The sequence below is a fragment of the Pedobacter jeongneungensis genome (assembly GCF_000633455.1).
Lineage (GTDB): Bacteria > Bacteroidota > Bacteroidia > Sphingobacteriales > Sphingobacteriaceae > Pedobacter > Pedobacter jeongneungensis_A.
On sequence record NZ_AYMG01000016.1, the window covers coordinates 138,589 to 150,114 of the forward strand.

Sequence of the window (11,526 nt, forward strand, 5' to 3'; positions counted from 1 at the left end):
CAACTATATTATACAGTTGAATCATAGTTTTCAAAAAAAGCTCAAGATTAGCCTTCGAATTTTTCGTAAATCGATTTTATTGGCTATATAATTAGTATATTAAGAGTCACTGTTGTCGGCTTCAACAATCAGAAGCCCGAATTTGTTGATAACAACAGAAGGGATCTATCACTTAATCGTTAAACCATGGATACAAAAAATGTCCTCTTGCTACTCTCGCAGCTAACAGTACTTTTGGAAGAAAATAAAAATCGGTTATTGGCCCTATCTGATTTAAACCCTTCTCCCGAGCAGCTTTTGGCTTTTAAAGTATATCATCAGAATGTTGAGCAACTTATCCGAAACCTATTAAGTTATGTTGCCCAAACGGATTGCTCTCTTACTGATCTGATCAATTACAGGATTTTTGAGATGGACCTTGATGGGCTTTTAAATGAATCCCGTATTTCATAATTGCGCCTAATAATTTTTTGCATTCTTAGCCCACATACCTATCTTTAAATTTAAATGAATTTTCAACATGTCAGTTTATCCTTAGGTTAAATTTAGTCATGCCGAAGGGATGGATTAAAATTTTTTCGAAGAATAATGATAGCATGCCTGATAGCGGTTTTTACACTTCCAAGTGGAATGTTAAGAGCCTTGGAAATTTCCGAGTGTGTATATCCCTTGAAGTAACAGAGTTCCATGATGATTTTATGCCTGGGATTAAGTTCATTTAGCATGGGCTTTATGCCAATCAAATCTGTATTGATTACATGCATGTAACCTTCAAGTTCAGTTGTGGCATCCTGAAAATCGATATGTGTTTTTAAGGCTTTGGATGATTTTAGCCGCAAATGGTCAATTGCTGCATTTCTGGCAATATTAAGCATCCATGTGAAAAGCCGGGATTTCTGGGGATCATAACTTCCAGCGGATTTTTGAATCTTCAAAAAAACCTCCTGCAAGAGATCTTCGGCGGTTTCCTGCTGATTGACAATCTTGATGATCACGCCAAAAAGATTTCCGGAATACATTTTGTAAAGGATGTTGAAAGTATGAATGTCGCTTTTACGCAATCCATCTATCAAAATTTCTTCTGTCAGATTAATCAATGCTATCGGTGGTGAATTTTAAAAAATGAGTGGGTCTATTGATTTTGGTATAGGGCTCTTGGCAAAACCTTGCTTGCGAACTGAAAGAATAATAGCAGAAGAAAATCCTCAGCAGTATTAAGGATAATAATGAAAGTATTTATTTTTGAATGACTACTCGAGTAGCCACTTTTGTCACTTCCCCAGACTGTGCAGAAACATTGCCATTAACTGCCACCCTAATCGCTGCCATAACCAAAATATTTTTTTTCATTGTGTGATTTGTTGTGGTGGCATTTACGAAACTGACCGTGTATTTGGATTTTACAATTATTAATTATCCCGAAGATTTTATGCAATGACTTAGCTACCTTAAAAAGCCCGTAGTCAATGCTTCGAAAAGTATTAAGGGGAAACCTGCACCAGTTAGCATCGCCAGGTCTTTAGAATCATATAAAAAAAAGATTTCACCGTAGGCAAAATCTTTTTGATTCAATAATTATTTGGGCAAACCTGAAAGGCAAACTTTTTTTGCCGGTAAATTGTTTGATCATGTTATCAATTGTGCAGCGTTTGGCTGACCTTGCCCAGTAAGTCTGATATATCAAAAGGCTTGGCGACAAAACCATCAGCCTGGCAACAATTCTGAATCTGTGACGGGCTCACTTTAGCACCCATCATCAATACAGGGATGTTACGGGTTTCCTTGGCAGATTTAAGCATCCCAGAGACCTCTATACCGTTGCCGTCGGGAAAGCATGACATCAAGCAAGAAAAGATCAGTGTTTTGCTTTCTATCGCTGTGAAAGAATTCTCCTACCGATGCAAATGCCAGCACCTCATAGGTTTCTTCATGAAGGATCAATTCAATTACTTCCCGGATGGATTCATCATCTTCCAGAATACAGATACGCTTCGCCATGTTTTTTGTTGCGCTTATATTTCTATAATCGTGAACCAATGGGATTTGTTTGATTTTTTTTTCACCACTAAAGAAAATATCTATTTAGGCATGGTGAACCAAAATGTACTCCCTTCCCCAAATATACTTTCTAACCCGATTTCCCCACCATGTTTTTTTATGATTTGCGAACTGATGTAGAGCCTGAGACCCAGACCGGAATAGGGCTTGCCACATCGCAGCTAGATTTAAAATAACGTTCCAGCAGGATAGCGTTCATTTATATATTGGTCAGGAAATTCAATGCCTTTGGATGTATGTTCCCGAATAGCAAACATGTGCTCATTGGCAAGACAATATCCAGAAATGGCAGCCATTCCATTGGATAAGCCTTAAACCGTAGGATGCTGTTGAAATAATACTAATTTTGCGCCAAATTCAATCTGATGATCCTACTTGTTGACGATATTGCTGAAAACCGCTTCTCCCTTCAAAAAACGCTGGAGGAACATGGCTTTGGTGTGGATACTGCAGCAAGTGGTGAAGAAGCCCTAAAAATGGCCTTAAAAAAAAACTATGTGCTGGTCATTCTTGACGTGCAGATGCCTGGGATGGACGGCTTTGAGGTCGCAGAACTGCTTTCAGGTTATAGCGGAGCTAAAAACACTGCCATTCTCTTTCTTTCTGCGGCGGCGCTGGAAAAACAGTTCGTAGTCAGGGGACTGGAAAACGGGGCGGTGGACTACATCACAAAACCAGTCGAGCCGCTTATACTGCTTTCAAAAATCAACACCTTTTACCGCATATATGAACAGAACAGGTTGCTTCTGGATAAGCACAAAGAACTTGAAGCGGAGATAGCGTCCAGAAAAAAAGCAGAATTACTCAAGGATGAATTTGTGAGCATCGCCAGCCACGAGCTCAAAACCCCGCTGACCAGTGCCAAAGCTTATATACAGTTGCTGGCCAGAAATATCGATGGAGGGGACATGCTGAAATTAGGGCAATACCTGAACAAGGCCGGTCTGCAGGTCAACCGCCTGGATGAGCTGATTTCTGATCTGCTTGACCTCTCAAAAATAGAAAGTGGGAAGATGTCCTTCAATATGACTACTCTGGAAATTGAAATTATACTGGAAAGCGTGCTCGAAACTTTCAGGGACAGCTATCCCCGGCATGATTTCAGGGTTCTTAAGAGTGCGACTGCGAGGATCAGTGCAGACCCCGCCAGAATTGAACAGGTACTGGTCAACCTGCTGAACAATGCGATTAAATATGCACCCGACAGCGATATTATTGAAATTGAAAGTGAGGTTACAGAAGGCGCTTTCCTCATCCGTGTGAGGGATTTTGGCATCGGTATCTCGGCTGAAAGCCTGGATGCTGTTTTTAACAAGTTCTACAGGACCAGCGAAGTGGAAAAAAACTTCTCCGGCCTCGGAATGGGGCTTTACATTTCAAAAGAGATTATCCAGCGTCATGGCGGACAGCTTAGTGTCGAAAGCATCCTGGGAAATGGATCCACCTTTTCCCTTTCACTTCCCGTACCATAATCTCCATTTACTTCCCAGCAGGGAAATATTGATGAAAACCATTGAACTGCTTAGTTGTTAATGATATCATAACGCAATATCCAAAGTGTAAAAAAGGTATTTCGTCCAGCTGAAAAAACGGTAAGAAAGTGAAAGATATGGAGAACTCCTTTAATAAAAATATTATCCCTGAAGATGATGAAGCCCGCGTAGCGGCATTAAAATACTATAACATAATTGGTTCTCCTCCTGAACGTTCATTTGACAACATTGCAGCGCTTACCGCCAGGATTTTTAAAGTTCCGGTATGCCTGATTTCCCTTGTAGATAAGGATGAGGTTTATTTTAAAGCAAATTATGGATTGGGTGACACGGCAGCTTCGCCCAGGGGCATAAGCCTCTGCTCGCTATCGATTTTAACTCCCTCAGTTACGGTATTTGAAAAAGCGGATCAGGACCCCTGCCTGTTGACCAACCCCGATGTTGCCGGAAGTTTCGGACTCCGGTTTTATGCAGGTGCACCTTTGACCACCTCTGAAGGTTATCGGATTGGAACTTTGTCTGTCATCGATAAAAGACCCAGACAATTCTCCCCTGTTGAACAAGAGATTCTGGAGGACCTTGCCAGAGTGGTCATGGATGAGATGGAACTTCGCCGGGCGGCTATAAGCGATTCTGAGCAGCGAACTGCCGACCTGAGGAGTATAGAGGCGCTCAACGAAATACTCGAAACCTCAAACGATAACCTAAAACTAAGCAGGCACAACAACGAGCTCATTAATGAAGAACTTATTGCTGCCAATAAAGATTTTATTTCGGCCAACACCGAATTTGCAGCCTTAAATAAGGAGCTTAAAGAAACCCAGGAAAAACTTTTCACAAGCAATGCGAGCCTGGCTGAAAGCGAGGAGATTAAAAATCTTGCCATCGCCCAGGCAGAGGTAGCCGTGTGGTACGTCGATCCGCAGACAGGAAACTTTAAGACTTCTCAGCGTCTGAGCGGTTTTTTTGGATTCCCTGAGGGTGAGGAGATTTCTTACCAGGCGACTTTTGAAAAAATCGACCCGGAATACCGTACACAAATAACCAGTGAAATCAATACCGCGATTGCAAACGGTCATCCATTTGAACTCGAATTCCCACTTGTAGTCAAAAAAGACGAAAAGCAGCGCTGGGTAAGGGCAACAGGGATGCAAAACCCGGCTCAGGATGGCCACAAAAGTTATCTGTCGGGCACATTTACCGACATCACCGAAAGAAAAGCGGATGACTTAAGGAAAAGTGATTTCATCAGCATGGTCAGTCATGAACTTAAAACTCCACTGACCTCCATGAACGGTTATTTGCAGGTGCTCCAGCTCCGCACCCAAAAAAATGGTGACGAGCAAAGCAGTGGCATCATTAACAGGGCCCTTGTGCAGGTTAGAAAAATGAGGTCGCTGATTGATGGGTTTTTAAATATGAAGCGGACCCAGACCGGTAAAATACCGCTGGAAATATCAACCTTTGACATGGCTGACCTGGTCAAGGAATCGGAATCTGAATCCCAGGCAACAATCACCTCCCATAAAGTCATTTTTGCGCCAGTGGAGCCAACAATTGTGCGGGCTGATATGAATAAGATTGGCCAGGTGATCACCAATTTCATCAACAATGCAGTGAAGTATTCACCGGCGGGTACGGCGATAAATGTAGCCTGCGTAACGATTGAAGGAAACGCCGTGGTGAGCGTAAAAGACGAGGGAATGGGTGTGGCCGAGCGTGATAAACCAAAACTTTTTGAGCGTTATTTCAGGGCTCAGAGAAAAGAAACCCAGACCATCAGCGGCTTTGGGATCGGGCTATACCTATGCAAGGAGATTATTGATGCCCACCATGGAAAAATAGGTGTCGAAAGCGAAGTTGGAAATGGCAGTGTGTTCTATTTTTCATTGCCGTTGGAAAATTTAAATTTGTAAAATATTCCCTTTTACGAATGTTTATACCCACGAAAAGAATTCTGATTGCCGATATCACTCCAGAAATTTTGGAATCCACAAAATTACTTTTGGAAGATTTTGGCTATGAGGTGTGTACGGAAAACAATCCTGAGCAGATAATTAATTTAGTAAAAAATTTATCTCCAGAACTTTTGCTTTTACAAACCGAACTTCAATTTCATGACGGGAAGGAAATATGCAATGCAATTTCGAGAGACGAAAGTGCAAAAAAGACACCGGTAATTTTAATGTCGACAGAAACCTTGGCATATCCTGCCATTCATTATGGAGCAGTAGGATATATAGGCATTCCATTTCATTCGGCTGAATTCATTGAGACCATTGAAAGTATGTTCGATTCAAAGCAAAAGGCCCCGAGAAATTAATCAGTTCCAACAACTATCCACCAAACGATCGGAATTAGCCGGAATCCATCACTGCTCCAACCCCTGTTTTACCCGCAGGCCACTTTTCGACTTCTGGTTATTTTCCGCCGCATCAATCGAATGGGTACAGGTGATATCATCTTCCTTTTCCGCAAGCTCGGAAAGCTGTTTATAAAACCGGTGCAGCTTATCCAGTTCGGCCTCAGTTAAATCCTCAATATCAACCATCCGGTTACTCGCCCCCTGATGCGCGGCTAAGAGTTCATTCAACTTCAAATGAATCGCCTTGGAATCCTTATTTTGCGATTTCTGTATCAAAAACACCATCAGAAAAGTGATAATCGTCGTACCTGTATTAATAACCAATTGCCAAGTTTCAGAATACCTGGCCACCGGGCCGGTCGCCGCCCAAACCACAATGGCACCAACAGCAGAGATAAAAGCAGCCGAGCTACCCGTTGCGGCAGTCGCCCAATTGGAAAAACGCTCAAAAAAATTCTTGTTTTTTGCCATGACGTAAATTTTAAAAATGCAGTAAGATAGATTTATATTCTCATCTTACCACACAATCAAATTTTACTTCACCATTTCTTCATCATTCCATAACTCCAGATAATTTTCTAATAGATCCAGCCAAAGATTGAGTTTCCCCATCTAAGACCAACTTTAAATTCGCTTCATGCATTTTTTCGAGAAGTTAGTTCCCCACCTCATCAATTACTACTATTTAATTCCACAAGAAACTTCGAACACGCGCTTATCCCCTGCATCATCGCTGAATGAAGCATCCCGATTTTATTCAAATAACATACAAACACATCAAAAGCACCTATACCCTTTCAAAAACTTACCAAAATTAAAGGTGTTCGCCGGATTTTGTAGTAAGGCCGTCGCGGATAACAAGTGTTAATTTACCAGCTTTATCAGCGCTGATAGCGATACTCATATTGGAGTCCTCAACAAAAAATTTATTTTCATTTTCAGCATAGATCCGGAACGGTTTCTGACCAGCAGTCTGCAGGTAAAGCTGATTGTTAAGTAACAGTATAACGGTCTGATATGCGCTGCTTACATCGTATCTGCCCGCATAACGCTTAAGCATCTCAGGGGAGAGTTCGACTGACTGTTTTGGTACCGGCAAAGTATAAGGTTTTTCATATAATATTGCGATCAGTTTTGCAGCAATCGTTTCAATCCATGTACTGGTTTGATTGATAAGCATGATAATGCAGATATCATCCTGCGGAATCCTGCCAAAATAACTTGTTGCACCTTCAAGGTTTCCAGGGTGGTATGCAACTGTTTTACCATAATAGGAATCGATAAACCAGCCTAATCCATAATCACCCTGAATACGTTCATAACTTTTCTCCAGGGAATTAGCACTAATCACTCTATTATATTTCAATGCGTCATTCCATTTCAGCAAGTCATCCATGTTCGTATAAAGCCCACCGGAAGCGCCAGTCCAGCTCCAGTCCCAAATTGGTGCAAGCACCTGACGGCGGGTTGATATGTATTCATAAGGAACTGTTTTTTTACTCCCCTTAAAACGTAAATAATCAAATCCACTTCCCGTCATGCCAAGTGGAGTAAACAGATAACGTTTCACAGCGCTTCCATAATCCATGCCTGTTACTCGTTCGGCAACAAACCCTAGCAAATCATAGCCAGAATTACTATAAGAAAACGTACTGCCTGGCTCGAAGTCCAGTGGTTGCGTAGAAAAATACATTACTAACTCTTTCCTATCGGTTTTCTTTCCTGATATAATCCTCTGCTTAAATGACTCGTTACGCAATACCTCCCTGATCCCAGAAGTGTGGTTGAGCAGATGCGCAATGGTTATGTTTGTTTCAGGGTGTATTTTGGGAAAAAATTCTGTAATGCGGGTGTCCAGGCTCAGTTGTTTCTCCTCAATAAGCTTTAAAATCAGCACTGCGGTAAAAGTTTTGGTTAATGAGGCGATCTGGAAAGTATCATCGCCCGAGAGTTTGATTTTTTTTGAGATATCCCTGTAACCATAAGAACCTTCGATAATTGTCTTTCCGTAACGGGTAATCACAATATTGCCATTAAATTTATTAATGGCAGCATAGGCCTGAATTAAGCTATCAATTTTTGAATGGATAGACTGCGCCGAAAGATTTAAAAGATTAATAAAAATCAACAGGCAACTCAGGATATATTTCATAAAGTTAAGGTTCATATACTATCAAGACGAATGTAATCAAAAAGGGTTGCATTGTTGCTTTCGGTTTACGCAGTCAGTAAACTTAATGCTGATTATTGTTCAAAGATGAATTATCTGAAACCTGTTAACAGTCAAATTGATTACTCAAAAGTAGAATAGGCACACCACCAAACCAGTCATGCAGAAACCTCAAAACACCATTGATTAGTGTTATTAGCCACATTAAAACCGGCTCTCCGGACGGTATTCATCCGCAGCATCGAACTTTTCTTCCAGACCTTTCTGCAACACCTCTAAAAAATGCGTCCGGCTCAGCCGTTTTCTTGATTTTACATCCTCGAATCCCCTTTTTGGAATCCCCAGGTCAATTTCAAAAAAGGCACCCACCCTTGCAAAAAACTCCATCACCCCCAATTTGCCATTATCTATTTGACCCGAAAAAAATAACGCATAGCAAAGTTCTATCAAATGCACCTTTTCGCCCGTCCAGCGCATAGGAACAACAACAGGCTTTGTCAGAACAACAGCCCCATCATCAACACCTTTTACCTCCAAACCCTTTTCCAGTGCACCAATTTTTCCCACTAAATACTCAATCACCTGACCACCCGCCATAAACTTCGCCCAAAGGTAATCGCAAGGCGTACTAAACCCCTGATCATCACCCGGCTGACCGGTGGGCACATCCCCCCCACTGCCACGCAAAAAATACACCCTATCCAGCTCAGTCATCCCCTGACGGAAATAAGCATAATGCAAAGGAAACCGCTGAAGGCTACGCTGCACATAATCCAGCTCCTTTAAATAGTAATCCATTTGTTTGGAACTAACACCCACCGGACAAGCCAGATCAATCGCAAAACGGTCCGCCGCATAAAGCAGCCAGCTTCGGATTCCAGGTTTAACCAATTTAAAAAAATCAATCTCTTTCTGCTCACTGCCAAACCCAGTCATTTCCATCTCCACGCGGAGCGCAGCAAGCTGCTTATTGACCAACTCCACCACTTCCCGAAGCTGCTGCAATGGCAGCCCAACGCCCGCATAAATTTTTGAAACCTCATCAGCCAACTGGCTGCAAAGCTTCATTGCCTTTTCTTTTTCCATCATTTAATTTTTTTAGAAATTATGGAATAGGAATAAATGCAATTCGATAATAATCTCAACATGCAAAAACGTAGGCTTTTACTTACTCCTTTCCGATAAGACAATATTAGCCCGCATACCGATAATAACCTTTGATCTGTGACACAATCTAAATCAACGAAAACATAACCCCTTTCGGTGAATTAAATCATTGCAAATTTTTGCGTTATCACTGTCTAGTAAAGAGCATGTACAATACTTATAGGTTCTTATCCAAACTCCCTTAAGCATAAATTTAATTTGTTACCAGAACGGAATTTTAGCATTGGATTCAGCAAAGCCAAAAAATAAAAAAATTGTGTGTAATACAGTATGAGAGCATATTAGACTATAAAACCAGCGCTAATATAAACTGTATATTTTTCAGCATTTCCTACTGCTGGATGATAAATGGGATAATCAGAGGCGCGACGCAAATAATATTAGCTGATATTTTTCTCGATCTCCAATAAATTTGAATTATTGATGCCCAATGGTAATTGCTTTAATGGAGAAAAAAGCCAATCATTTTTAGCAAAAAATTAATTTGTGTCTTGTGACACAAAATCCCAAAGAAATTGGCCCCGGAAAATATGGAGGAGATTACCGATGCGACCGAGGCCAGCCGGACGATCATGGAGAAATCAATCTGGAAAAGGAAAGGTAATCTGGACATTCTGGTAATCCGAAATATTTCCGCAGGATGTGCAGGAGAATTACCTGAGGATAAAAAAGGAAGTCGTAGAATTGGTAGCTGGTACCCTTAGCGCATTATTGCCTTCGGAGGAGCCACAAAAGAAAACAAAAAAGAAACAAAAATTAAAAGCAGCAAAAATTCAGGATAGCACGCTATCCTGAATTTTTGCTTATCTCAATTAGTCCAATTTTAGTATTTCCTGGTAAACTTGTTGATTGATGAAATTAAACCGGCCGCGCTGGTTATTGTAGGGTATCTGGGGATGCCCAGAGTAAATTTTCTGATAGGGTCCAATATATTTTTTAAACTTCTCATACTTTGCGTTTTTTATCTCCCCAATAGCATTCTGAAAAACGAAGTAGCATGGGCATTCAGGTTGGCTCTTGCGAAGATTTATGACCTGTTGCGCTAAAACGTGCGGGTCAAGATACTCACTAGCAAATAAGTAACTTGCATTGAAGATTAGGCTATTTGCCTGCTCCATGACCTCAAAATCGATGTCATCAAGGGTTTTGACATAAATGTTAGGTGTTTTTGGACTAAAGTGGTCATTGTCCATGAAGTACTCCGCGCCCGCTCGCATGGTGGCAAAATAATCTACTCCGATATAGTCGAAGCTGACCGATTGATTGGTCTGCTGATAAAGATGTTCGATGAGGGCAAGCCCGCTGGTAGCAGGTCCGCAACCAATGTCGATAAACTTAACTCTTCCCGTTGATTGATAAAGTGTAAGGAACAAATCAGATCGTTCGAAAAGATGCTGGGCGGCAAAGTAGTGCATCCGCATATTGCAGTAAGCGTAGAGGCAGACGATGTCCATTCCAGCGAGTCCCGCTACTGGTTTATCGAAATCGGTTTGACCAAAATTGATCACTACGCTTTTGGCATCCTCAAAGGAATAACCCATCAGGATATTGTTCCAAACGGTCCTTTCATGCGCTTTGATCGGTTCGATGATTTTGTCCTGGAACAATTGCTCAGACCATTCCGTGGGTTCAAACACCTTATCGGTTAGTGCATGGGGTTCAAGGCTGATATCGAATTGGTCGAGATTGGCCCGATAAAAATGGAGTATAGGGAATTCGCTAGCGAGCTCGTCTGATTGAAAGTGGTCGATAAATTCTTGTTTTGCAGCTTCCGATACGTATTTACCCAGGACATCACAAGCGTAAGTATAGTAGGTGTGCATGTCTCGTACGACCTCATTTTCATAGCTTTCCTCCTCCTCGCTCAGTGCAGCCGAGATTTTTGTGAGGTATTTGGGCAACGAAGTCAGGTTATGGCCAAAATCGTTATAGAGCTGGTAGTGCATCCAGGCTTCCAAGCGATTACGCAGCACCGAAGGGTTGATCTTAGCGATGCAATTCGATACACCCGCCATATCATCAGCGCGTTTAAAATATAGACCGAGTTGGCCATATAAGAACTGTACCTGTGGGGATAACCGTTCATCCCCACTTGCCGCAGCATGCCGCTGCGAAAGGTGTCTAAGGATAGACTTCAACTTATCATGCGGCTCATTACCCAATGGCGCATGGATGAACAGCAGCTGTAATTCCCGCCGGTGTTCAGAGACGAAGTCAATGATCTCCGTGGTTGACAATAGCACGAACTGCGCCAAGAATTCATCGATATCCAT

Annotated in this window: 12 protein-coding genes; 5 read left to right on the forward strand and 7 right to left on the reverse strand. The window is 41.7% G+C overall.

Going from position 1 to position 11,526, the window contains the following annotated elements; all coding sequences use genetic code 11:
• The first annotated feature begins 186 nt into the window (after window positions 1–186).
• The gene (locus U859_RS0115925) at window positions 187–453 is read left to right on the forward strand and encodes a hypothetical protein (RefSeq protein ID WP_025144338.1); all 267 of its coding nucleotides are present in this window, start codon (window positions 187–189) and stop codon (window positions 451–453) included.
• Window positions 454–545: 92 nt separating this feature from the next.
• Here U859_RS0115925 and U859_RS0115930 read toward each other — a convergent pair whose 3' ends face one another.
• From U859_RS0115930 to U859_RS32495, 3 genes are all read right to left on the reverse strand, one after another.
• Entirely contained in the window at window positions 546–1,097 is a 552-nt protein-coding gene (locus U859_RS0115930; protein WP_025144339.1) for an RNA polymerase sigma factor, read from the reverse strand.
• Between the two features lie 694 nt (window positions 1,098–1,791).
• Complete coding sequence (locus tag U859_RS32390; RefSeq protein ID WP_029985834.1) at window positions 1,792–1,998, reverse strand: response regulator; 207 nt, start codon at window positions 1,996–1,998, stop codon at window positions 1,792–1,794.
• A gap of 80 nt (window positions 1,999–2,078) precedes the next feature.
• Entirely contained in the window at window positions 2,079–2,219 is a 141-nt protein-coding gene (locus U859_RS32495) for an ATP-binding protein (RefSeq protein WP_084153089.1), read from the reverse strand.
• Window positions 2,220–2,423: 204 nt separating this feature from the next.
• Here U859_RS32495 and U859_RS0115950 point away from each other — a divergent pair, with 204 nt between their 5' ends.
• The 3 genes from U859_RS0115950 (at window position 2,424) to U859_RS31145 (ending at window position 5,874) form a co-directional block, all read left to right on the forward strand.
• Window positions 2,424–3,530 (forward strand): hybrid sensor histidine kinase/response regulator, encoded by a 1,107-nt coding sequence (locus U859_RS0115950; protein ID WP_025144341.1) that lies wholly within the window; start codon window positions 2,424–2,426, stop codon window positions 3,528–3,530.
• A 137-nt stretch (window positions 3,531–3,667) separates the two neighbouring features.
• The gene (locus U859_RS31475; RefSeq protein WP_025144342.1) at window positions 3,668–5,467 is read left to right on the forward strand and encodes an ATP-binding protein; all 1,800 of its coding nucleotides are present in this window, start codon (window positions 3,668–3,670) and stop codon (window positions 5,465–5,467) included.
• 17 nt (window positions 5,468–5,484) lie between these two features.
• Window positions 5,485–5,874 carry a two-component system response regulator gene (locus U859_RS31145; protein WP_025144343.1) on the forward strand — a complete coding sequence of 130 codons (390 nt, stop codon included), beginning with the start codon at window positions 5,485–5,487 and terminating at the stop codon, window positions 5,872–5,874.
• Between the two features lie 48 nt (window positions 5,875–5,922).
• Here U859_RS31145 and U859_RS0115970 read toward each other — a convergent pair whose 3' ends face one another.
• The 3 genes from U859_RS0115970 to U859_RS0115980 all read right to left on the reverse strand — a co-directional run bounded on the left by U859_RS0115970 (window position 5,923) and on the right by U859_RS0115980 (window position 9,175).
• Window positions 5,923–6,387, reverse strand: coding sequence for a low affinity iron permease family protein (locus U859_RS0115970; protein WP_025144344.1), 465 nt, complete (start codon window positions 6,385–6,387; stop codon window positions 5,923–5,925).
• A gap of 343 nt (window positions 6,388–6,730) precedes the next feature.
• Window positions 6,731–8,068 (reverse strand): serine hydrolase domain-containing protein, encoded by a 1,338-nt coding sequence (locus U859_RS0115975; RefSeq protein WP_162799953.1) that lies wholly within the window; start codon window positions 8,066–8,068, stop codon window positions 6,731–6,733.
• A 222-nt stretch (window positions 8,069–8,290) separates the two neighbouring features.
• The gene (locus U859_RS0115980) at window positions 8,291–9,175 is read right to left on the reverse strand and encodes an RteC domain-containing protein (RefSeq protein WP_029985836.1); all 885 of its coding nucleotides are present in this window, start codon (window positions 9,173–9,175) and stop codon (window positions 8,291–8,293) included.
• Window positions 9,176–9,783: 608 nt separating this feature from the next.
• Between U859_RS0115980 and U859_RS0115985 the strand changes: the two genes are divergently transcribed.
• On the forward strand, window positions 9,784–9,957 hold the full coding sequence (locus U859_RS0115985; protein WP_162799954.1) for a hypothetical protein: 174 nt from the start codon (window positions 9,784–9,786) through the stop codon (window positions 9,955–9,957).
• A gap of 108 nt (window positions 9,958–10,065) precedes the next feature.
• On the opposite strand, the gene U859_RS0115990 is transcribed toward U859_RS0115985, so the two are convergent.
• Complete coding sequence (locus U859_RS0115990) at window positions 10,066–11,526, reverse strand: hypothetical protein (RefSeq protein ID WP_025144348.1); 1,461 nt, start codon at window positions 11,524–11,526, stop codon at window positions 10,066–10,068.

What these genes read in the sequence shown, in the direction of transcription:
- U859_RS31475 (WP_025144342.1), top strand. Translation starts at nt 3,668, where the DNA reads ATGGAGAACTCCTTTAATAAAAATATTATCCCTGAAGATGATGAAGCC.
- U859_RS0115985 (WP_162799954.1), top strand. Translation starts at nt 9,784, where the DNA reads ATGGAGGAGATTACCGATGCGACCGAGGCCAGCCGGACGATCATGGAG.
- U859_RS0115980 (WP_029985836.1), bottom strand. Translation starts at nt 9,175, where the DNA reads ATGATGGAAAAAGAAAAGGCAATGAAGCTTTGCAGCCAGTTGGCTGAT.
- U859_RS32390 (WP_029985834.1), bottom strand. Translation starts at nt 1,998, where the DNA reads ATGGCGAAGCGTATCTGTATTCTGGAAGATGATGAATCCATCCGGGAA.
- U859_RS0115990 (WP_025144348.1), bottom strand. Translation starts at nt 11,526, where the DNA reads ATGGATATCGATGAATTCTTGGCGCAGTTCGTGCTATTGTCAACCACG.
- U859_RS0115970 (WP_025144344.1), bottom strand. Translation starts at nt 6,387, where the DNA reads ATGGCAAAAAACAAGAATTTTTTTGAGCGTTTTTCCAATTGGGCGACT.
- U859_RS0115950 (WP_025144341.1), top strand. Translation starts at nt 2,424, where the DNA reads ATGATCCTACTTGTTGACGATATTGCTGAAAACCGCTTCTCCCTTCAA.
- U859_RS0115975 (WP_162799953.1), bottom strand. Translation starts at nt 8,068, where the DNA reads ATGAAATATATCCTGAGTTGCCTGTTGATTTTTATTAATCTTTTAAAT.
- U859_RS0115925 (WP_025144338.1), top strand. Translation starts at nt 187, where the DNA reads ATGGATACAAAAAATGTCCTCTTGCTACTCTCGCAGCTAACAGTACTT.
- U859_RS31145 (WP_025144343.1), top strand. Translation starts at nt 5,485, where the DNA reads ATGTTTATACCCACGAAAAGAATTCTGATTGCCGATATCACTCCAGAA.